The organism is Flavobacterium sp. (assembly GCF_041392005.1).
Lineage (GTDB): Bacteria > Bacteroidota > Bacteroidia > Flavobacteriales > Flavobacteriaceae > Flavobacterium.
In genome coordinates this window covers 32,444-56,119 of record NZ_JAWKMX010000012.1, presented here as the reverse complement: position 1 = coordinate 56,119, position 23,676 = coordinate 32,444, and the positions used below count along the sequence as shown (strand labels likewise).

The following is a 23,676-nucleotide window of genomic DNA, read 5'->3' as shown; positions in this document are numbered from 1 at the left end:
ATGCTTAAAATAACATTATACTAAATAGAAGAATGTAAATACAAACACCCATACTAAATCTACAAAGTGCCAGTACAATCCTACTTTTTCAACCATTTCGTAGCTTTTTCTTCTTTCGTAAGTTCCTAATAAAACATTAAAGAAAATAATTATATTAATAACAACTCCCGAGAAAACGTGAAATCCGTGAAAACCTGTAATGAAGAAAAAGTAATCGGCAAATAAACGATTTCCGTATTCGTTATGCTTTAAATTTGCACCTTCAACTACATATTTTGCGCCTTTTAAACGTTCTAAAGATTGTTCGCGAGAAAGAACTTCTTTATGTTTTCCTATAATTTTTTCGGTACGAATTACTATATCTGGATTGGCTTTAAAACCTTCTACCACTTCGTTTACCGAAAACGATGGCAAGTTAGACTCACCCATAAACCAAACACCTTTGTTGCGTTCTAAACGTTCTCTTTCTTCGGGTAAAGTTTTTGCAAAATCGGCTAAAGCTACTCTTTTTCCGTCTTTATTTACGAATTGTAAAATAGCGCCGCCATTAGTTTCTATTGCACCATACTCGCCTTTTATAAAGTTTTTCCATTCCCAAGCTTGAGAACCTACGAATATTAAACCTCCTAAAATAGTTAAGGCCATATAAACGGCAACTTTTGTTTTCTTTAATTGATGACCTGCATCTACAGCCAACACCATTGTAACCGATGAAAAGATAAGAATAAATGTCATCAACGCTACATAATACATTGGTGCATCTACTCCATGTAAAAATGGAAAGTGTGTAAACACTTCATCGGCAATAGGCCAAGTTTCAATAAATTTAAATCTAGAAAAACCATATGCTGCAAGAAAGCCCGAAAATGTTAAGGCATCTGACAGAATAAAATACCACATCATCATTTTACCATAGGTTGCTCCTAATGGTCCTTTTCCGCCGTCTAACTCAACGTGCTCATCATGAGTAGTAGTTATTGTTGCTCCCATAAATATACTAATGTTAAAAAGTTCCCAAATTTATTATTTTTTTTCTATTTGAAAAAATAGAAAAATAAAAACAAATATAACCAAATAAAATCCATAAAGTGCCAATACATCGCACTTAGTTCAATACCAAGGGTTTGAGCAGGGTTATACCTTTGTTTATAATGATTATAAATTACAACTAAAAGCGAAATAATTCCACCTAATAGATGTACTAAATGTACGATAACTACAATATATAAAAATGAAGTAGTTACATTACTTTCACTTCCTGTAAAAAAATAACCTTGCTCTATTACTTCAGAAAAACCCATAAATTGTAGTGCAATAAATGTAAATCCTAACAAAAGTGTTGTCCACAGCAATATAGTTGTTAGGTTTCTGTTGTCTTTTTTTATAGCTCTTAAAGCGCCATAAAACGTAAAACTACTCAAGAGCATAACTAATGTACTTATTACAAAAGCAATAGGCAACTTAAAATTTCCTAACCAATCTGGGCGCGATTTACTAACCACATAGGCACTTGTTAAACCTGCAAAAACCATCACAATACTTATCATAGTAAACAGCAAAAGCAGTTTATAAGTTCTGGCTTTTTGAAGATTTTGTTCGTTAACCGTAATTTTATTTTCCATTATCTTAAAAACTTATCAATTATATATATAATTTGCAATAGCGAAATATAAGACACACTAATTATCATTAATTTTCTTGCGGCTTCTTTAGTCATTTCAGAATATAGTTTTAAAGCGTAAAACAACATCCAAATTCCAAGAACAAGCACTACAATAGCTGCAATTTTACTTAAATAGAGCTGCCCAGTAAACCCAAATGCTGGAAGTAAAGACGCAACAATTGTCCAAAAAGTATAAAGTATCGTTTGAAATGCCGTTTTTTTATCTCGTTTTCCTGTTGGCAGCATAAAAAAACCTGCTTTCTTATAATCGTCATATAAAAACCAACCTATTGCCCAAAAATGTGGAAACTGCCAGAAAAATTGTATAATGAACAGTGTTCCTGCTTCTATCCCAAAATTTCCTGTTGCAGCAACCCAGCCTAACATAAAAGGTATGGCTCCTGGAAATGCTCCTACAAAAACCGACAACGGCGTTTTTGTTTTTAAAGGCGTGTATAGAAACACATACATAAAAATAGAAATAGCCGCAAACATTGCTGTTTTTGGGTTTACAACAAATAGAATAACTAATCCTAAAATCGTGAGTAGTATGCCTAAAATTAAAGCATTTTGCACACTAATTGTACCTAAAGGTAATGGACGATTTTTAGTTCTGTCCATTAATGCGTCTAAATCTTTTTCGAGAATTTGATTAAATATATTGGAAGCGCCCACCATACAATAGCCACCTATTACCAAATACAATAACGTAAGCCATGAAAATGGATACATTTGAGAAACGCCTAACAAATACCCAGCTACAGTAGAAACCACTACACTTATTGAAAGTCTAGCTTTTGTAATAGCTACAAAATTATTGTAAAGTGAAGGTTGAATTTCGGTTTGACTTTTAGCGTTCAAAATATTGTGGCTTTTTCTAGGTGCAAAGATACTTTTAAAATTAGAATTTAGAAATTAGAATTTAGAAAATATTAGCTATGTAATTAAAGTCTTAATAATCAAAATACCAATTAAACAAATCGGTTCTAATACCTAGAGAAAACCACGTTGTATTGTTTTTATACGTTGAAAGTGTTTCGGCAGTTGGATCGAAACTTCGATACATAAAATTTCCAAAAACTTTCAAATTTGTCATTGGATTAATTAAATAACCCGCCTGAATATCAGCTATTACAATAGTAGTTTTGTTTCCTTGTGCCACTGTAGCGCCAATGTCGTAAGGTCGGTTTTCTTCGTAACTCACAAACATATTTCCACCATAATTGTAAGTATTATCAATAGTATTAAAATCGAATCCTTTTTGACCATACGTAAGTTTAGCCTCTCCGTAAAGGCGTCCTTTTGTGTAGCGTGCAATTCCTGTTATTTCTTGTAAATTTCCACCCCATTGATGTCCCATACTTAAATTTTGGTGCGCATAATTGGTAATTACATCGCTATGGGAATACACATAAGGACGAATACGATTGTATTCTAACTGAAGCATTAAATTTTTAACCTTAAAGGCATCGTAATATTTTACACCTATTTGGTAACCACTTTTATTACGCCAGCTTTTTTCTCTAGCTTTTACATCGCTAATTGCAAATTCATCTATTATAAATTGTGCATAAAAGTTAATTTGATTGGTAAACTTATATTTAGCCGTTGCACCTAATACTGCATTGCCGCTTTTTGATGATGAATTGAATTCTACAGCTCTATAAAAAATAATAGGATTAACAAAAGAAGCATCAAAACCTCGATTTTCGGATTTTGCCCACACTACATTTTCAAAAAAACCAATGTTAACACGTTTTGATACATTATAACTTAAATAATGACTTGCCATATATTTTGTAGCATACGAGCCGTTAACCGTTACATCGGGGCGAACATCTTTTAACCACATATAAGTATTGGTGTATTTTATTTTCCAAAACGTGGTGTTAATTTTAAAATAAGGATATGGACTAACACCGTCTGCTTGTAAAAGAGAACGATAACCGTCGCCAATAAAATTACGACCGTATCCTAAATTAAAATCGAAAATAGCACTAGGGCTATATTTTATATTGGCTTCTGCTAATGGAAAATCGTAAGCATCTTCTTTAAATTCTTTAGCAATACCAATTCCAGGAATAATAGCAGGATTACCACCCGATGGTTTTATACTTTCGGCATAAGTATTGTAATAATCTGCAAAGCGTCCTTGACTTTCATAAATTGAAGCCGAAAAAGTAACTTGACTACCTAAACCTCCTTGCACTAGTAAACCTCGCGTGTTAACAAATGTATTCGACAGTTCGCTATCAAAATCTTTACCTAGTCTAAAATCTACCACAGGATCTAATGTAAACCAATAATTTTCGCCTTGAATAGCAATTAAGTTTTCGTTCCATAGTTTTCTTCCCCACCAACCCGCTTTATTTTTCAACAACAATTGGTTCGCTGCTTCAAAATCGTAATATTTAGCTACATCGGCATACGAATACGGTTTGGTTGCTGTATGATTATTGCTTCCAACTTGGTTTAAAAAAGCATCAAAAACAGCATAATTTTGATGTGTAAACGGAATGTTTAAATTGCTTTTAAATTGCGGATTTTTAAATTCTTGATAATTTTTAGCTACTTCTTCAAACTCGGTTAACTCTTTAGTATTGTCTATTATATCGTTTGGATTGTTTGCAACAATTAATTCATTTTTTGTAGTGTAAGGAATGGGTTGCTGCAACGGAATTTCAATTTTTAAATTGAATTTTTTATATACATTTCTACCTAAATAAGTAGCGGGTTTTATCTTTGGAAGTTTACCCATAACTTTTTCTGTTTCCGATTTTAATGTTTTTGTAGGCGCATCAACATAAATAGGTTTAAAATTACCCAGCGTATCTACTTCTATAATAGCGTGTATGGTTCCTTTTATCTTATCATCGCTAGACGGAACTTTAAAATTTTGATACACAAAATTTTGTAACGTATTGTAAAAACATACTTCAATTTCTTTGTTAACTGCGTTTTCGCATTCTGAAAAAACAGGAAATTTTTCGTTAGTATTTTGCGAAAACGCTGAATGCGAAACGACAAAAAATACTAATACCCAATAGAATTGTTTCATTTTAATAATCGTTTTCTGAATATTTTCCACTTGCTATTGCTTTTGCAGAAGATGTACCTATTCTTTTTACTCCCAAAGTAATCATTGCTACAGCTTCGTCGTAAGTTCTAACGCCACCAGCAGCTTTAACAGGAAGCGGACAAGCGTTTTCTAGCATAAGTTTAATTGTTTCTGGCGTTGCGCCGTTTGGCTTACCTGCTGTTGTTTTGTAAAAGCCTGTAGAAGATTTTACAAAAACAGACTCGTAATCTTTTTCTTTAAAATTTGCAATTACTACGTTTTTAATTAATGCCGAAAGTTGTATAATTTGATGGTTTGTTAAAGCCGCAACTTCAATTATCCATTTTACAATTTTGTGGTTTTCGAGCCCTAATTTTGTTCCCAAAAACACTTCTTCTTTTACCTTATCTATTTCGCCATTTTTAAAAGCCTCGTAATTTAGTACAAAATCTAAATCGTCAGCACCGTTATGTATTGCTATTTGCGCTTCATTTAGTTTATAATCGATGTTATGTTGCCCCAGAGGAAAATCGATAACTGTACCGATGGTTAGTTTTGATTTTGAGATTGTTATCATTTCTCGAGCTACTTTAACATACTCGGGGCGAATCATTACCAATTTAAAATTATTTTCGATGGCTTCTTGTATAGTTTGTTTAACTATTAAAGCATTTTCTATTTCGGTTAAACCTGCTTGCTCGGCAGTTTTTAAATAAGTAGAATCTAAATATTGTGTAATGTCCATTTTTTAATGTTTTTGGTAGCATAAAGTTTTTTAGCAAAAAACTGGAAGCTTCGTAAGGGTAAAAATAAAAAAATCTCAACAATAATTCGTTGAGATTTTATATTCTTTTTGATAAGCAGTATTAATCTGTAATTTTAATTGAAATTGGGTACGTAAATTTACAACGTACAGGTGTATTTCTTTGTTTTCCGGGTTGTAATTTTGGTGCTTTATCAAAAGCTTTTAAAGCTGCTTTTTGTAACGATGGTGTTCCGCCAGTAGGTGTAACTTCAATAATATTACCTTTTGGATCAATAATAAACGTTACATATACCCTAGCTTTATAACCTGGTTCTAAATCGTCTGGAGTTTTAAAATTGCGCGATACAAATTTATTTAACTCGTCTTGAAAACATTTTGATTGTTCTGCTTTTGGCTTTTTTTCACAACCTGGAAAAAGTGGCACTTGCTCAATTAACGTAAAGGGCAACTCATCTGGAATTGGATCTTCTACAACAGCATTTGGGTCGCCACCAACTTGTGTAGCGGTAATTTTTTTAACCTCTACGTTTTCGTTGGTTTCTGTTTCTTGAATTTTCTCTTCTTTTTCAATTTTTATTTCGTCTTTAACCACCTCTATAACTTCTGGTGCTGGCGGTGGTGGTGGCGGTAATTTTTGAACCGGTGGCAGTGTAATAATTACCTCTTCTTCATCTACTACATTATTTTGCGTAATTAAGCCTTGTTCTTCCTCTTTTGGCGCAGGATCCATACTTTTGTATTCTATCCCTAAATAGGTTAAAAACAATACGGCTACAAGACCTACTTGAAAGAATAATTTACTATTTCTTTTTGGGTCAACATTAGGATTTTTCTTAAGTTCCATAATTCTTCTTTTGTGGTGCTAATATAAACAATATTAAAATTCTATAAAATTTTTATAGCATTATTTTTCGTCGTACAGCATATAATGCTGTTAAAGAGCCTGCTGCATTTGCAACTACATCAAAAATATCGGCCGATCTATTTTTGGTTACCGTGTGTTGTAATACTTCAATAACTATGCCATAAATTATAGCTAACACAACTATAGTTACTATATATTTGTTTTGGCTATTAAATGCTTTGTACCATAAAATAACGAAGACAAAATAGAATATAAAATGAACTATTTTGTCTTTGTGTGGAATATTAATTTGTGGAGTACTTGTTAAGCTGTTTAAACTTAGAAAAGTTATAACAGCTACCCAAAGTAATGCTATTAAAAAATATTTAGGCTCCAATTAATACTTTATAATCTTCTGCAGAAAGTAATGTTTCTATTTCTGATTGGTTTTCAATCTTTACTTTAATCATCCAGCCATTGCCGTAAGGGTCTGTGTTTACTTTTTCGGGTTCGGTTTCTAGGGTTTCGTTAAATTCTATTATTTCTCCTGTTAGTGGTAAAAATAAATCGGATACGGTTTTAACAGCTTCTACTGTTCCAAAAACTTCATCTTGGTTTAGTGTTTGGTCTAGTGTTTCTACTTCAACGTAAACGATATCGCCCAATTCTTTTTGTGCAAAATCGGTAATACCTACGGTGGCCGTGTCGCCTTCAATTAAAACCCATTCGTGGTCTTTTGTGTACTTTAAATTAGTTGGGATGTTCATTTTTTTATTATTTGGTGTACAAATGTAATTTTTATAATTGAAATGTAAACTATTTTAAAAAATTTAATTACCAAAATTATATCGCAACGTAAATCCTGCTCTAATATTTGTAATTGGGAACGAGGTAGAAACTACTGCTTGCGAAAATTGATGGTCGTAAAAGAATATGGCTGTTAAATTTTTACTAAACGAATAATCGGCTGTAAATTTAATAGACCACATATCTTGCCCGCCACCTAGTTCGTTATTATCGTAGTCTAAATAGCGTACAATGGTTTGGTTTTTTCTTAATGTAAAATCGGCTTTTAAGTTAATATCACTTTTAATAACACCCATTGGGTTGTCGGCTAATTTAGAATTAAACGTTACATCTTTTATACGATATCCTAAACCTATTGTGTAATCGTTACCGCTTACTTCGGTTAGTAAATTATTATCGAAACTCATATTAAGCGATCGGTCTTTTTTAACTTCGGCTAAAATTCTGACCGAGTTTTTCATTTCGAAATCTAATCGCATTAACGGATTAAATTGCTCGGTTAAATTAATATTAGAAACCAACGTTTTCGAATAAAAGTTTCCATTTGCATCTATTGGCGAATTGTTTAGGTTAGATGTAAAAGCGTTAATGTTATAACTTGCTCTATAACCATGCTGCAACGAAAAACGTTTAAAGGTATCTTTAAACCATTTAATACGCATTAATCCTGTATATTTTACATTCCAGTTTGGCAACGGAATATTTCTAAAAATTCCTGTTGAAACACTTGACGCGTTTTGGCCCGAATAGGCCGACATAAATGATGGCAATAACACTTGCTGGCTATTTTTTCCGAAACCTACTGGGTAGCCTTCTATATCGCGAGGGAAATTTGTTCCGCCATAATAATTTGCTGCTAACCGATTCGCTACTATTAAACGATTATCTCTAAAGGTTTGAAACGTTTCAGAATAATCTTGGTCGCTTTGGCTAAATGATGTAGCAATAAGTATTGTTGATATGTTAAAATTACCATTTTTATAAGGCGACCTAGAATTGTAAACTCCGTTTGTTACATCGTATTGTTCTGAAAAGTTTTCCATTTCTTTGCGTTCTGCCGTAAGATCTATTTTTAAATCTGGAAATGGTTCTAGTTGTGCTGTTGCGGTTAAATCTTCGGTTTTTACCTGCGTAAAGTTTTGATTGTATTCTGGGTAATTAGTTAACCAACCATTTCTTGCAGCTTCATAGCGCACATCTGACTGGCTACCAAAAACGAAACCTAAAGTAGGTTTTGATGTTCCAAAGAAACCTAATCCTGGTAAGTAACCTGGTAAAACGGTACCTCGTGTATTATTATAGTTTGCCTGAATGTTTTTAACACTCATTAAAACGCCTTTTAATGCAGTTATAAACCCATTTTCTTTGTCTTTAACCACTGTGTTATTTGCTGTAATTTTTTGACCTGGTTTTGGTGCGGCATCTGGTTTTTTATTGTTTTTTGGTTTCTTTTTTCCTGTTAAACCAATATATTTATAAAAAACGTCCATATTCATAGCTATGTTCAATTTGTGCGAACTTGCATTTTGAACAGTGTTTCCTAAATTCCAAATCGTTCCATTTTCATCTTCAAAACGAGAAAACGCATCGGTAGATCGTTGCCAGTTATAATCGCCTGTATAAGTATAGGTAGATTTTAAGAAGTTTAAAAATGGAATTTTGTTTAATGGCAAATCGTAATTTACTACTAGTTGTTGGTTGTGTTGGTTCGATTCTCCTACATCCCAATAGTTATCCCAAATATCTAATTCGTTATTTGGATTTCCATAAATATCTAAATAATTTCTCACAATATTACTAGACGATGCGGTGTAATTAATACGCAACGATTTAGCAATAGCATAATTAAAACCATAATTATAATTGAAGAAGTAATTTCTTCTGTATAATGGGTCTAGACCAATTCCTTCTACATCTACTAATCTAAATTTTTGACGATTGTACTGACGAATAATGTTAGAACTAAACGAAATATTATTAGGTAATAAATTAAAGTTGAAATCTTTTAACAATTGATAATACTTGTTTTTACCTATTTTTTTAGAATTTTTAAACGGCTCTACCGTTACGGGTTTAAACGTGTAAGCATAATCTACAGCCGTTCGGTTTTGCTTGTCTATTAAATCTTCTACTTCGTAATTATGTTGTTCGGTTTGGTTATACGAATAGGAAAGTGTTATGTTCTCTACATCATAAAAGTGCTGTTTTTGCTCGGCTGCTCTATCTTTTTTAACACCTATAAAATTAATACTTCTTCGTTTTGTATAATCGATTGCTCTGTTTTCGATATTCGATTTTTCGGCAGGATCTTCGGTATTGTCTAACAATTGCTGTAATTCTATATCTTGATAATACGGATCGTATTTAGGTGTAATGGTTTGCTCTGAAACACCGTAATTAAACGGTAAATTAATGCCCCATTTTTTAGGTAATAATTGTCCTAAATTAACGTTGGTTACCACATCGTACTGAAAAACATCTTCACGACTTCTTTCATTTGGCCCTTCTTCAATACCACCAAAACCTATAGTACTTACCTTTGTAGTTGCAGAAACTGCTGCAAAATCGGCTACTTTGGCATCTAAACTAGCAACTGCTGCGTAACCGCCTTTACTATCCATATCGGATAAGCGAAGTTCGTTAAACCAAACTTCTCCACGTTTTATTTGTCCCGATTTATTTTTTACACCGAGCATCATGGTACGTACCAACCCAAAATTAGGATTTCCTTTTACCCCAACAATTAATTTACTATTACTAGAGCCTAATTCAGATTCGTTTAAAAAGTGGATGCCATTAGCATCTTCTGGAACGCTTGTTGCATCTGAAATAATTCTCGATTTTATAGCTGTTAAAAATGAAAGTGGCACTTCCATTTCGTTTGATGATGGCCAAATATCTTCTGGTATTGTGGCGCCAAATTGGGTAAGTTTTAATGGAATTTCTACTTGATAGAAGTTTTCTGTAAAATCGTTACCAAAACGGATAAACGCATATAACTCATCATCGGCTAAATTATCGGCAACGTTTGGCCCTACTTGTAAAGCTTCGGCGTGTAAAAACATACGTAGTTTTTTAAACTGACGCATATCTACATTTACGTTTTTAAACACAGCTCTAGAATCGCCAGGTTCTAAACCTTCGTTAAAATTTCCATCGGCAGGGTTTCCATCGTAAACCCGTAACGATAATGATTGTTCGTTTTGGTTAATTATAGTATTGTTGTTATACAATTGTTCACGATTAACACCTGGTGGTGTTACATATTTTATTGGCGAACGATTGTTGTTTTCTTGAATATTAAGCGAAACCACATCGAAACCTGTTCCGTCATCGGTTGGGTCTGTGTCTAAAATATCATCATCTAATGTTTTAGTATATCGTCTCCATTCGCCTCGTACTAAATCTAAAGCTCCAAAACGAAGTGTAATATCGTCTTTAAAACCTGCCATATACATTCTAATAAAGCGGATAGAACGCAAACTTTCTATAGCTCCTACTTTAGTTACATTTCCTAAATCTTGAATTGGTATTTTATACTGTACCCATTGCGTGCTTGTGGTTCCACCATTTGGCACATCAACGGTAGTTTCTCTAATATCTACTACATAGTTTTGTCCCACAACTGGGGTTGGCTGAATAGGAACTTCATAAATATAATACGAGTTTATGGTATTCATCGTATTATCTCTATTAATATCTTCTACATCTGGAAATGTGGTGTTCCCTCTATTATCGTTTGTAATATTTACAGGCGAATTTCCTTGAAAACCGTTATAATTTTTATACCTATCTAATACATTACCTGTTGCCTGTGAGTAGAACTGATAATTATCGGCAGCTGGGTCTGAAAAACCAGCAAAATTAGGAAATCGTACTGCTTCTTCGGTATCTAAATAACCATCGAAACCTGCATCTTGTACATTTCTGTTAGCTTCATCGGTATCAAACGTATAAATTAACGATTGCGAAGCAGGTGTTTGCCCCCAGTTAGTTTGAATAACTGGTGTATTGGTAGCGCCACTTTCTGGCAATCCATTTTCGTATAATTTGCGTCCGTCTTGTAAAATATCTTCTGATATTTCGCCTAAATTAAATACTAATTTACCCGTATTGGTTGCATCGGTATAATCGCCTTGAATACCGTTGTTATAGTAGGGATCCATTACCCAAAACTGGATATACTCTACATTTGATTGCTCAAAATTTGTTGTGGTAATAGCACGCATAATTCCGCCCCAATTTTCTGGTGCATCTACATCGTTAAACAAACCGTTTGTAGAAGCTATAGATGGATTAAAATTATATGGTCCTCTTTGTTTAGGGTAGTACGACAAATCGAGTGTATTAATTACCGTGGTTTGGCCTTGAGCAATATCGATATTAGGAAAAAGCTCGCTATAGTAAATTCGTCTTGTTTTGTTAAGCGATACATCGTCGTTATTTATACCGCTTGGCGGCTGTGTATAAAATATAGGATCTATGGTGTACCAAGACAATTTTGCTCGCTTGTATCCTGTGCTTAAATCGTTAGATAAAGATTCGTCATCTGTAGGATTACCATCATAATTTTCTTCAAGAGGAACAGAAGCTAGCGTCCAAGAAGTTGGCGTACGTAAATCGATTGTAGATTGTGAACCTTCAAAATCATCTACATAAGTTGTAGCTTCGCCATTAAATTGATCAGCTTTTGATGCCCCTGGTATTAAATAAGCTATTTCGCCTCTAAACGATAAGCTAGATGGCACATCGGTATCAATATTAGGCAATTTATTTACTAATCGTGTTAAAAATGGCACTTCGGTAGAATAATTGGTATTAAAACCTACTATAGTATTGTTAATAGATTCTTGCCCGTAGTTTGATTTATTGGTAAACGGTCTTTCGCTTAATCGTAAAAAAGTAGCGCCGACCATAAAGTTTTTATTAAACTGATGTTCTACATTTACACCCCAAAATCGTTTGGTTTGCTGACCAAAAATAGAGTTGTTTTCCACCGAAATTTCAATTGGTGTATTAGATGCTTGTAATGATGGATCGAGTATGTTTACTCTTCCCATTTGATAATTTACGGTATAATCGACTCCTTCAACTAAAACTCTACCACCAGCAGTTACCACTACCGAACCTTGCGGCACATTAAAGGCGCCTATTGAAATACCATCGCCTCCAGCAGATTTAAACCGTCCTCTTAATTGAAATTTATTTTTTTCGCTTTCTTGTAAAGCCGCGGCTTGTGTACTTTTATACAAATCTTTAAACACATATTTTGTTTGGTTTTGATTGTATGTTGCCTCATCGTTATAGTCTTCAACTGGATTAGTTGTGTCGTGAAGTTTATCAAATAAATGTGAGCCAAATGGTTCTACTGTTGTGAAAATAATTCTACCATACTGTGGGTCTATGGTTAAACCTGGCACAAAATCGAAAAAACCATCGCCACCATTTTGTGGATCATTTGTATAATTTAATCTATCTACATTAAAAACACGTAATAAAGGTGTATCTTTTACATCGGCAGGTAGTGGAAGTGGCGTGTTGCCGAAATTATCTTGATACGCGGTAATATAATTTAATGGTGACGGATCTGTGTATAAAATATTAAATTTAAAATCTTCTTGTTCTAACTGGTATCCACCTGGAATTTGATATACGTTTTTCATCATTAAGTTCCACACAGGCATTGTATAATTAACCATACCAACAGTATTGTTTACTATTGTTAAGTTACTTTTAAGCATTTTTAACAATAGTGCTTGTGTTTCTGGAATACCATTAGCAGTTACGTTTGTGGCTTCTACTCCATCGGTTCCAAATTCTCCAACTTGGTATACTTCTTCGCCAATAGTGTATTGATAAGCCACCGCTAAAACCTCGTCGTTTTGTAGTTTTTGGTTTAACGATAAATAGCCTAATTGCGGATGAAACGAATATTCGTTTGGTTCTAATTTTCGAGCATTTTCTAATTTAGCATAATCTGTACCTTCACTCATTCCTGTAATATTAAAACCATTGCTTGCGGTTGCAACTTCTCTAATATTGGTATTTAAAAAATTAGATCCTATGGCATTAGGATTAAATTTATTATTGGCATTATCGGTAGGGGTACCAAAGGGCACGGTGTTAAAAAACGTAGGGTTAACCCCCAAATCTATAGCTACTGTTTCTTGTGGATTTGTTGTGTTTAATGGCGCTTCCCCTAAATCTTGTAAAGCAATAATGTTTCTTAAATTATTATTGTTATTAGTGCTTACTCGGTTTTGTTTATTGGTTACCCAAACTTCTAATCTTGTAATTTGAACACGGCTGTTTACGTAGGGATAATTTTTTAATGCTGCATCGTATTTATTTCTAAAATATTGCGATAAGAAAAAATGTCGGTCTGCGTCGTAATCTAAAGCAAATAACTCAAACTCTTGAATTGTACCGCCACCTTGAGAAGTTACTGTTTTAGTTTGCGATTTTTGCTCGGAATAAATACCCGTAACGGTTGTTTTACCAAATTGAAGTTGGGCTTTTACACCAAACAAACTTTGTGCGCCGCGTATTAATGAATTTGAAAGTGGAAAACTAACATTACCTACTTCTAATTTTTGTAAAATATCGTCTTCGTTTGAAGCGTATTCTAATTTTATTAAGTTTTGAAAAGCAAAAGTAGATTGTGTATCATAATTTACATTTACACTAAGGCGTGTACCTACTTTACCTTGAAGACCAACGCTTATTCGTTGATCGAAATCGAATGTTGTGGTTTGTCGGTTTCGAGGGGAAAAAGTAGGATTATCTTGTTTTGTAAAACGAACACCTAAATCTACCTCTACCGATCCTGTTGGTTTTATATCGATAGTATTACTACCAAAAATAGCTTCAAAAAACTTAGAATTTACATAATATCTTGGCAATAAATCTTTTTGAGCTTCTTCACTACCTTCTTTCCCGTCTAATGCTTTCGATTTCTCTTTGTAATAATTTCGCATTTCTTCGCGAAGCACTAATTCTTGATACTGTTCAGGAGTTAAAACTAACGGATAGTTAATATTAAATCCATCAACAGAGTTTGAATAAATATACCTATTAGTTGCCGGATTGTAAGTATAAGCCGACACAATACTATTAGGATTTGTTAGTTCTATTTTACCAATATCTACTCCGTTTTTAATACTATCCTGAAAAGTTTCTTCTTGTGCAAAAGAAATTATAGGTAGTACTATTACGGCTATTTTTAATACATTAAACGCTTTTTTAAAAGCAATAGCTATACTGTTCTTTTTCAAATTATAAAATTTTTAAAGCCTGTTTTATAAGTTGCTCAACTGAAGCATTTGGCACTTCAGCTGTAATTTTATCAATAACTTTTCCTGTGGCTTTTCGGTTAAAACCTAATACCTCTAAAGCAGATAACGCTTCTTCTTTAATTGTATTGTTTGAAGTTATAGAAACTTCTTCACTTGCATCGTATATTTTTAATACTTTTTCTTTTAAATCTAAAATTACACGTTGTGCCGTTTTTGCACCTATTCCTTTTACACCTTGAATAGTAGCCACATCGTTTGATGCTATAGCTTGTATAATATAGCTTGGTTGTAACGACGACAACATAGTTCTTGCTGTACTTGCACCTACACCCGAAACTGATAATAAAAGTTTAAACAGTTCCCGTTCTTGCTTTTCCATAAAACCATAAAGCGTGTGGGCGTCTTCTTTAATTTGCAAAAAAGTGTATAATTTTAAATTCTCACCTTCGGGTAATAGACCATAGGTATGTAATGATATATTAATATGATATCCAACACCATTGCAATCGATTACCACATCGGTGGGCGATTTTTCTACTAACCTTCCTTTTATTTGTGCTATCATAACGATTATTGGCTAAAAATAAGAAAATTACTTCAAAAAAATATTATTTTTTACTTCTTCTTTCTTTTTCTTGCGCATCAACAACAGCTACAGCTGCCATATTAACCATTTCTTCTACGCTTGCGCCTAATTGAAAAATATGAACCGGTTTATCTAAACCAAGCATAATTGGCCCTATTGATTCCGATTTGTTTAATTCTTTCAACATTTTGTAAGTAATATTTGCAGCGTCTAAATTAGGAAAGATTAGCGTATTTACTTTTTGATTTACTAGTTTTGAAAAAGGAAATTTACTTTTTAACAATTCCGAATTTAAAGCAAAGTCGGTTTGTACTTCGCCATCAATAATTAAATCGGGATAATTTTCGTGTAAAAATGCCACTGCCTCTCTAATTTTTTTAGCACTTTCGTTTGAAGAAGAACCAAAATTTGAAAACGACATAACAGCAATTACGGGTTCTATACCAAACATTCGCACCGTTTTGGCTGTCATTAATGCAATTCTTGCCAAATCATCAGCTGTAGGATTTGGGTTTATAGCTGTATCTGACAAAAACAAAGGACCACGACTAGTAAGCATCATATTTGTGGTGGCTATACGCGAAACACCTGGTTGTTTATCAATAAGTTCCATTACGGGTTTCACAGACGTTGGGTAACTTCTAGAATAACCTGTAACCATAGCATCTGCTTCGCCTTCGTTAACCATCATTAAACCAAAATAATTGCGTTCTCGCATCCATTTTTCTGCGTCTAATTGCGTTATTCCTCTTCGTTGTCTGGCTTTCCAGAAAGTATTACCAAATCGTTTTCTTCTTTCTGTTTCTTCTGCTGTTTTTGGGTCTAAAATAGGTACATCTGCCTCGAAACCGATTTCTGTTTTTAGCTCTTGAATTATTTCTTTATTACCTAACAAAATAGGTTTCCCTATTCCTTCTTCGAAAACTATTTGAGCTGCTTTTAGCACATCTAAATGATCGGCTTCGGCAAAAACTATTCGTTTTGGGTTTGTTTTGGCTCTGTTGTATAATAGTCGAATCAATTTACTATCAGACCCTAAACGTTCCAGCAAATCGATTTCGTATTTTTCCCAATCGGTAATTTCTATTTGAGCCACGCCCGATTGTATAGCAGCCTTTGCTACTGCTGGAGCCACTACGCCAATTAATCTAGGATCGAATGGTTTAGGAATAATATAATCGCGTCCAAAAGTTAATTTGGTTTCGCCATAAGCTATATTTACTTGTTCGGGAACAGGTGTTTTGGCTAATTCTGCAAGTGCCATTACCGCTGCCATTTTCATTTCTTCGTTAATTTTGGTAGCACGCACATCTAAAGCTCCTCTAAAAATATAGGGAAATCCTAAAACATTGTTTACCTGATTAGGATAATCGGATCTTCCCGTGGCCATAATAATATCGTTTCGTGTAGCTATTGCGGTAGGATAATCTATTTCGGGAACTGGGTTTGCTAAAGCAAAAACAATTGGATTAGCATTCATAGTTAGTAACATTTCAGGCGACAAAACATTGCCTGCTGACAAACCTATAAAAATATCGGCATTTTTAATATGATCTTGTAGCGATGTTAAAGTAGCTGTTTTGGCATATTTTTTTTGTAGTTCCGATAAATCTGTTCTCTCATTTGTAAGCAAGCCTTCTTTATCGAACATAAAAATATTTTCAATTTTTACCCCTAACGAAACATATAAGTTAGTACAAGCTAATGCCGCTGAACCAGCTCCAGAAACCACCATTTTAATTTGGTTTATTTTTTTATCGGCAAGCTCTAACGCATTTAACAATGCCGCAGACGAAATAATTGCGGTTCCGTGTTGGTCGTCGTGCATTACAGGAATATTTAATTCTTCGACCAATCGTTTTTCAATTTCGAACGATTCGGGAGCTTTAATGTCTTCTAAATTAATCCCGCCAAAAGTAGGTGCTATATTTTTTACCGTTGTAATAAATTCTTCTATGTTTTTGGTTCCTACTTCGATATCGAAAACATCAATATCGGCAAAAATTTTGAACAACAAACCTTTACCTTCCATAACGGGTTTTGAGGCTTCGGCTCCAATATCGCCTAGCCCTAACACAGCTGTTCCGTTTGAAATTACGGCAACCAAATTGCCTTTTGCGGTATATTTATAAACGTTATTTACGTCTTTGGCTATTTCTAAACACGGTTCGGCAACACCTGGCGAATAGGCTAACGACAAATCGCGTTGTGTAGCATATTTTTTTGTAGGTACTACTTGTATTTTACCTGGTGTAGGCTTGGCATGGTATAGTAATGCTTCTCTTCTTTTTGTGTCTTTGTGCATATAATTAGTTTTATATGAACTTACAAAGTTAACAGAAGCAAGTGAAGAAAAAAATTTAAAATCTACTTTTGTATAATTATTATCGTATTAAAGCGAAATGACCTTTATATGTTTTTCCATCTGGAAGTTCAACTACACACCAATAATCTGTAGCGGGTAATTTTTTACCGTTATACGTACCGTTCCAACCAGCACTTGTAGAAGTAAATTGACTTATTAATTTACCGTAGCGGTCAAAAACTGAAATAATTGAAGGTGTACTGTATCGTTTGTTTATTCCTACTACATTCCAATAGTCGTTTATACCATCGCCATTTGGTGTAAAAAACTGTGGAAAACCTAAAACAACAATATCTTGTAAAGTTACGCCACATCCGTTTTTATCTTTTACATATACGGTAACAGTTCCATAAGGGACATTGACAAAAGTAGGACTGTCTTGGTAATTTACAGCATCTATGCTATATTCATAATCGCCTATTCCGTTTGCTATAATTGTAATTTGATTAACATCTGTTACATCGAATATTTGAACCGTTTCTATTTGAGCTGTTTCAGAGCCTGTTACTGTTACTTGGTGGTAATATACACAGTTATTACTATCGGTAATTTCTACTTCGTAGTTTCCTATTTCATTAACCGAAATTGTATATTGATTTGCATTTGAAACGGGTACATTATTAAAATACCATTGGTAGGTATAATTACTTGCAGAAAATCCGTTTAACAAGCCTGCATTTAGTTGAACCGAACTTGCATTATTTACGCAAAAAAACACCGAATCGGAAGTGGTTTTTACGGGTATTGGCATTACATTTAATTGAATATAATTTCCTAAACCTATGCAATCGTTATTAATATCGCTATCTATACGTACTATTATTTCCTGGTTGTTTGTTGTATTAATATAGTTGTCTGGTGTTACAATAACATTTATTTCTTGCAACGCATCTGCTAGGGTTTCATAATAGGTTACCGAAACAGTTTGCGTAGTAAAATAATTGGTAAAAACAGATGTTGCCGAACTAAAATCGAAAATTCCAATTTGGTCGTTTTCTGTTCCATAACTTACATCGCAACTATAAAATTGTAATGGTTGAAACGAACTTGGAATTTGGCTTGTACCCACTAGTAATTGAAGCTCGCCTACTTGAGCACAGCCACTATTATTGTTAGTTACTCTAAAAAATATGGTTTGCGTAGCAACTGTTTGGTTTACAAAGTTTGTAGCATTTGGTATTGGGTTTGTGTTAGCTTCTGCATCTGTTACAGTGTAAAAATATACAAAAGTAAAATCTTCTGGGTTTGCTATAATATTTACATTGGCTTCAAATAAATTAAAAGCGCTAAATCCGTCGGTATTGTCATCGCATTGTTTTAACTGTACATTTAAATTAATGATTGGTTTTTGTAAAACTTCTACTTTTAATTCTGCCACATCAAAACAATCTGATGATTTTTCTACTCTTGTATAAAACGTATGAATACCTACTGGTAACTGTAAATTTTGCCAATTAGTAACTGGAGCTTGCATATTTTCTGCATCGCTTAGAGTTGTATAATATGAATACGTAACTGCTAAATTTCCTGTATATACAAACGACTCGTATGCAGACAAATCGACTATTGCGTAGTTTTGATTAATTTCTTCGCATACTGAAGTTTCGTAATCTTGTGCGCTAATATTTTGAAATACAACCGAAATTTCTTTAACCTCAAAACAGCCCGATGTGTTAAAACCAACCCGAGCATAATAGGTTCCTGACGTTATAAGCGTGTTTCCAAGTAAGGGATTGTTGTTAAACGTAGCATCTTCTTCTGAACTAAAATAAGCCACCGAAAAATTACTATTTCCGTTTATATAATTGTTAGTTAATGAATCAAAATCGAAAAATTCTACATTATCATTACCTTCATCGCACAGCGTTACTTCGGGAAAATCGTTAAAAGTAATATTTTGAAATGGATTTAAAATAGTTGCTGTACCCGACCATGTTAAATCGAAAGCTGAATTTCCAATAGGTCTATCAATTACAATAAAATAACTTTGTCCCGATGCTACTAATAATTCACGTACAAAACTATCGCCATCTGCACCAGGCCCTTCTTGTGTATCTGTAGAAGTACTGTTTAGTCCTGTGTGGTTATTAACTTGCCCTGCCGCTTGAGGATTTGTTGTAGAACAACGAATGGGTGTACCTAAACTTGAACAATCGCTAACAGGACCAAATACCCAAAAATCATAATCTTCTGCAATACTTGTGCTTTGGGGAATAAGCGTAAAGCCAAGTGTTCCTCCTTGATCGATGGTAACTCGCAACCACAAAGAATTATTTTCTTGGCTTGAGCACGACATTGGAATTATTTCTTGCACGCCACTACCACTAACATTATAACTTACCGCTTGATCGCCGCAGGCTTGAATATAGTTTACGCAATCGTTTGGTAGGTTTTGAGAAAAACCAATAGTACTTAATAAAAAAAGTAATAGTTGAATATTTTTCATAATTAAGTTAAAATATCAGTTAAAACTGAAAATATATTTATAATGTTAACTCTTTTTTAATGTAATAAATTCAATATTTCGCTGTAATCCAGATAATTTTGTGCGTTTTACTGCTGATTTTTTAAAAACTTTAGCAAATGTTTCAGCCGTAATTTCTTCCCAATCTTTTTTAGAGAATGTTAGTATTTCATTATTAGGAGCAAATGCAGGTTCGTTATGAGGCTTCGCAAATCGGTTCCACGGGCATACGTCTTGGCACACATCGCACCCAAACATCCAATCGTCCATTTTGTTTTTAAACTCATTTGGAATATTCTCTTTAAGCTCTATCGTAAGGTACGAAATACATTTATTACCATCTACTACATAAGGCTGCACAATGGCCTCTGTGGGGCAAGCATCAATACAAGCAGTACACGAACCGCAATGGTCTGTAGTAGGTGCATCGTACTCTAATTCTAAATCTATAATTAATTCGGCAATAAAATAAAAAGAACCTACTTTTTGCGTGATTAAATTTGCATTTTTACCAATCCAACCTAAACCCGATTTTGCTGCCCAAGCTTTATCTAAAACCGGAGCCGAATCTACAAAAACGCGTCCGTTTACTTCGCCAATTTCATCTTGTATAAATTGTAATAACGATTTTAACTTATCTTTTATTACAAAGTGATAATCTTCGCCATAGGCATATTTTGAAATTTTATAAGATGATTCGTTTTGCAATTTTTCAGGATAATAATTCAATAACAATGAAACAACACTTTTTGCGCCGTTAACGAGTAATCTTGGATCAAGGCGTTTATCAAAATGGTTTTCCATATACTGCATTTGCCCGTTGAAACCTTGTTTTAACCATTTTTCTAACCGAGGAGCTTCAGTTTCAAGAAAATCGGCTTTGGAAACTCCGCACGATAAAAAACCGAGGCGTTTTGCTTCGGATTTTATTAATTTTGTATAGGATTCTTTTGAATTCAGCATTTAGAATTTAAAATAATTCTCCTTGATTATGACCTCGAATTCTCCCTAAATGTTTATACGCTTTTTCGGTAACTTCTCTTCCTCGTGGTGTACGAATAATAAAACCTTCTTGAATAAGAAAGGGTTCATATACTTCTTCTATAGTTTCGCCACTTTCTGAAACTGCTGTTGCTAAAGTGGTTAAACCAACAGGTCCGCCTTTAAACTTATCAATTATAGTTGTTAAAATTTTATTGTCCATTTCATCAAGACCGTGCGCATCTACGTGCAAGGCTTTTAATGCAAATTTTGCTATTTCAATGTCAATTCTTCCATTTCCTTTAATTTGCGCAAAATCGCGTACGCGTCGTAAAAGTGCATTCGCAATACGTGGTGTTCCTCTACTACGACCTGCAATTTCTATAGCAGCTTCTAAATTTATAGGCACTCGCAAAATAGAAGCACTACGTTCTACAATGGTGGTTAACAATTCGGTATGGTAATATTGTAAGCGACTTTGAATACCAAAACGAGCACGCATTGGTGCTGTTAACAAACCTGAACGAGTAGTTGCACCTACTAGTGTAAAAGGGTTTAAATTAATTTGAACAGTACGAGCATTTGGCCCAGACTCTATCATGATATCAATTTTAAAATCTTCCATTGCCGAATATAAATATTCTTCAACTACAGGGCTTAAACGATGAATTTCATCAATAAATAAGATATCGCGTTCTTCTAAATTGGTTAACAAACCTGCTAAATCGCCTGGTTTATCGAGTACTGGTCCCGAAGTAATTTTAATACCCACACCCAATTCATTCGCTAATATATTTGCCAAGGTTGTTTTTCCTAAACCTGGAGGGCCGTGAAAGAGTGTATGGTCTAGCGCTTCGCTTCGCAAATTAGCTGCTTGAACAAAAACTTTTAAGTTTTCTAACACTTGCTCTTGTCCTGCAAAATCATCGAACGACAACGGACGCAGAGCTCTTTCGATATCGAGTTCTTGAGAAGAATAATTTTCTTTATTAGGATCTAAATTTTCGTTCATACTACAAATATAAAGCAAAAAACCTTTCCGAAAAGGAAAGGTTTTGTATTGTATTAAAATAAATATTTTAATGGTGTAATTCTTTTTCGCCTTCTTTCATAGGTACCGTTTGCGGCACAAAATCTACATCATGACCTGGTTTGTTGTAATCGTAAGCCCAACGGTGTACTTCTGGAAGTTCGCCTGGCCAGTTACCGTGAATATGCTCAACTGGTGTTGTCCATTCGAGTGTGGTAGATTTCCAAGGGTTTTGAGGTGCTTTTTTACCATAAAACATACTATAGAAGAAATTCCAAAAGAAAACAATTTGGAAAATTGCCCCTACAATTGCAAAAACAGTAATTAATACATTTACATCGGCAAGTTCATCGAATAAAGGAAATGCCGAGTTTGTATAATAACGTCTTGGTAAACCAGCCATTCCTATAAAGTGCATTGGATAGAAAACGCCATACGCACAAATTACAGTTACCCAAAAATGTACATAACCTAAGTTTTTATTTAACATTCTACCAAACATTTTAGGGAACCAATGATAAACCCCTGCAAAGAATCCGTATAAAGCAGAAATACCCATTACCAAGTGGAAGTGAGCCACTACAAAATACGTATCGTGTACATTAATATCTAATGTTGAATCTCCTAAAATTATACCCGTTAAACCTCCAGAAATAAAGGTAGATACCATTCCTATAGAGAATAACATGGCTGGATTCATTTGAAGATTACCCTTCCATAAGGTTGTAATCCAGTTAAATGCTTTTACGGCAGAAGGAATTGCAATTAATAATGTTGTAAAAGTGAATATTGAACCTAAAAATGGATTCATGCCTGATACGAACATATGGTGTGCCCAAACAATACATGATAAAAAGGCAATAGCCAAAACAGACGTAATCATAGCACGATAACCAAATATAGGTTTTCTTGAGTTTGTTGCCATTACTTCTGATACAATACCCATTGCAGGAAGAATAACGATATATACTTCTGGGTGTCCTAAGAACCAGAATAAATGTTCAAATAAAATAGGGGAACCCCCTTGGTAGTGTAATACTTCTCCTGAAATAAAAATATCAGACAAATAAAATGATGTACCAAAACTTCTATCGAATATTAGTAATAAAGCTGCTGATAATAAAACAGGGAATGATACCACACCAATAATTGCTGTTACAAAAAACGTCCATACGGTTAATGGTAAACGCGTCATTGACATTCCTTTCGTACGCAAATTGATAACGGTAACAATATAATTTAACGATCCCATTAATGAAGAAGCAATAAATATAGCCATTGAAACCAACCATAATGTCATTCCTAATCCCGAACCTGGTATAGCTTGTGGTAATGCACTTAATGGTGGATATATTGTCCATCCGGCAGATGCTGGTCCTGATTCTATGAATAAAGAAGACAACATAATAACACAAGAAGTGAAGAACATCCAGTAAGACAACATGTTTAGAAAACCTGATGCCATATCTCTTGCTCCAATTTGCAACGGAATTAATAAGTTACTAAATGTACCACTTAAACCTGCTGTAAGTACGAAAAATACCATTATAGTTCCGTGTATGGTTACCAAAGCAAGGTAAATATCGTTACGCATTACGCCTCCTGGTGCAAAATTTTCTCCTAATAGTAGTTTAAAAATTCCAAAAGACTCTTCTGGCCAAGCAATTTGCATACGAAAGAGTATAGACATGGTTACCCCAATAATACCCATAATCATACCTGAAATTAAGTACTGCTTGGCGATCATTTTATGATCTGTACTGAAGATATACTTAGTAATAAAAGTTTCTTTATGATGATGTGCTGACATAATCTGT

15 protein-coding genes are annotated in these 23,676 nt (G+C 34.0%); all 15 read right to left on the bottom strand.

The window, feature by feature from the left end:
* Window positions 1-15: 15 nt before the first annotated feature.
* The 15 genes from R2808_RS07350 to R2808_RS07280 all read right to left on the bottom strand — a co-directional run bounded on the left by R2808_RS07350 (window position 16) and on the right by R2808_RS07280 (window position 23,669).
* Window positions 16-990: a cytochrome c oxidase subunit 3 gene (locus tag R2808_RS07350; RefSeq protein WP_371270321.1), complete on the bottom strand. Its 975-nt coding sequence runs from the start codon at window positions 988-990 to the stop codon at window positions 16-18.
* Between the two features lie 44 nt (window positions 991-1,034).
* Window positions 1,035-1,622 (bottom strand): heme-copper oxidase subunit III, encoded by a 588-nt coding sequence (locus R2808_RS07345; protein ID WP_371270320.1) that lies wholly within the window; start codon window positions 1,620-1,622, stop codon window positions 1,035-1,037.
* A complete protein-coding gene (cyoE, locus tag R2808_RS07340; protein WP_371270319.1) occupies window positions 1,622-2,524 on the bottom strand; it encodes a heme o synthase in 903 nt (300 codons plus the stop codon). Before cyoE ends, R2808_RS07345 begins: the two co-directional genes overlap by 1 nt.
* Before the next feature lie 91 nt (window positions 2,525-2,615).
* On the bottom strand, window positions 2,616-4,721 hold the full coding sequence (locus R2808_RS07335; RefSeq protein WP_371270318.1) for a gliding motility protein RemB: 2,106 nt from the start codon (window positions 4,719-4,721) through the stop codon (window positions 2,616-2,618).
* A gap of 1 nt (window position 4,722) precedes the next feature.
* Window positions 4,723-5,466, bottom strand: a complete 744-nt coding sequence (deoC, locus tag R2808_RS07330; protein ID WP_371270317.1) for a deoxyribose-phosphate aldolase — start codon at window positions 5,464-5,466, stop codon at window positions 4,723-4,725.
* 121 nt (window positions 5,467-5,587) lie between these two features.
* Entirely contained in the window at window positions 5,588-6,331 is a 744-nt protein-coding gene (locus tag R2808_RS07325; protein WP_371270316.1) for an energy transducer TonB, read from the bottom strand.
* Between the two features lie 52 nt (window positions 6,332-6,383).
* On the bottom strand, window positions 6,384-6,728 hold the full coding sequence (locus tag R2808_RS07320; RefSeq protein ID WP_371270315.1) for a VanZ family protein: 345 nt from the start codon (window positions 6,726-6,728) through the stop codon (window positions 6,384-6,386).
* On the bottom strand, window positions 6,718-7,098 hold the full coding sequence (gcvH, locus tag R2808_RS07315; protein WP_371270314.1) for a glycine cleavage system protein GcvH: 381 nt from the start codon (window positions 7,096-7,098) through the stop codon (window positions 6,718-6,720). Before gcvH ends, R2808_RS07320 begins: the two co-directional genes overlap by 11 nt.
* Before the next feature lie 63 nt (window positions 7,099-7,161).
* Window positions 7,162-14,412, bottom strand: a complete 7,251-nt coding sequence (gene sprA / locus R2808_RS07310) for a cell surface protein SprA (RefSeq protein WP_371270313.1) — start codon at window positions 14,410-14,412, stop codon at window positions 7,162-7,164.
* 1 nt (window position 14,413) lies between these two features.
* Window positions 14,414-14,998: a Holliday junction branch migration protein RuvA gene (gene ruvA / locus R2808_RS07305; protein WP_371270312.1), complete on the bottom strand. Its 585-nt coding sequence runs from the start codon at window positions 14,996-14,998 to the stop codon at window positions 14,414-14,416.
* A gap of 43 nt (window positions 14,999-15,041) precedes the next feature.
* Entirely contained in the window at window positions 15,042-17,324 is a 2,283-nt protein-coding gene (locus R2808_RS07300; RefSeq protein WP_371270311.1) for an NADP-dependent malic enzyme, read from the bottom strand.
* A gap of 79 nt (window positions 17,325-17,403) precedes the next feature.
* The gene (locus tag R2808_RS07295) at window positions 17,404-19,830 is read right to left on the bottom strand and encodes a T9SS type B sorting domain-containing protein (protein WP_371270309.1); all 2,427 of its coding nucleotides are present in this window, start codon (window positions 19,828-19,830) and stop codon (window positions 17,404-17,406) included.
* 45 nt (window positions 19,831-19,875) lie between these two features.
* Window positions 19,876-20,811: a tRNA epoxyqueuosine(34) reductase QueG gene (queG, locus tag R2808_RS07290; RefSeq protein ID WP_371270308.1), complete on the bottom strand. Its 936-nt coding sequence runs from the start codon at window positions 20,809-20,811 to the stop codon at window positions 19,876-19,878.
* Window positions 20,812-20,818: 7 nt separating this feature from the next.
* On the bottom strand, window positions 20,819-21,841 hold the full coding sequence (gene ruvB / locus R2808_RS07285) for a Holliday junction branch migration DNA helicase RuvB (RefSeq protein ID WP_371270307.1): 1,023 nt from the start codon (window positions 21,839-21,841) through the stop codon (window positions 20,819-20,821).
* A 67-nt stretch (window positions 21,842-21,908) separates the two neighbouring features.
* The gene (locus R2808_RS07280; RefSeq protein WP_371270306.1) at window positions 21,909-23,669 is read right to left on the bottom strand and encodes a cbb3-type cytochrome c oxidase subunit I; all 1,761 of its coding nucleotides are present in this window, start codon (window positions 23,667-23,669) and stop codon (window positions 21,909-21,911) included.
* Window positions 23,670-23,676 lie beyond the last annotated feature (7 nt).

Coding starts and splice junctions, on each gene's coding strand:
- R2808_RS07350 (WP_371270321.1), bottom strand. CDS start 990: ATGGGAGCAACAATAACTACTACTCATGATGAGCACGTTGAGTTAGAC.
- R2808_RS07345 (WP_371270320.1), bottom strand. CDS start 1,622: ATGGAAAATAAAATTACGGTTAACGAACAAAATCTTCAAAAAGCCAGA.
- R2808_RS07335 (WP_371270318.1), bottom strand. CDS start 4,721: ATGAAACAATTCTATTGGGTATTAGTATTTTTTGTCGTTTCGCATTCA.
- deoC (WP_371270317.1), bottom strand. CDS start 5,466: ATGGACATTACACAATATTTAGATTCTACTTATTTAAAAACTGCCGAG.
- R2808_RS07325 (WP_371270316.1), bottom strand. CDS start 6,331: ATGGAACTTAAGAAAAATCCTAATGTTGACCCAAAAAGAAATAGTAAA.
- gcvH (WP_371270314.1), bottom strand. CDS start 7,098: ATGAACATCCCAACTAATTTAAAGTACACAAAAGACCACGAATGGGTT.
- ruvA (WP_371270312.1), bottom strand. CDS start 14,998: ATGATAGCACAAATAAAAGGAAGGTTAGTAGAAAAATCGCCCACCGAT.
- R2808_RS07300 (WP_371270311.1), bottom strand. CDS start 17,324: ATGCACAAAGACACAAAAAGAAGAGAAGCATTACTATACCATGCCAAG.
- R2808_RS07295 (WP_371270309.1), bottom strand. CDS start 19,830: ATGAAAAATATTCAACTATTACTTTTTTTATTAAGTACTATTGGTTTT.
- queG (WP_371270308.1), bottom strand. CDS start 20,811: ATGCTGAATTCAAAAGAATCCTATACAAAATTAATAAAATCCGAAGCA.
- ruvB (WP_371270307.1), bottom strand. CDS start 21,841: ATGAACGAAAATTTAGATCCTAATAAAGAAAATTATTCTTCTCAAGAA.
- R2808_RS07280 (WP_371270306.1), bottom strand. CDS start 23,669: ATGTCAGCACATCATCATAAAGAAACTTTTATTACTAAGTATATCTTC.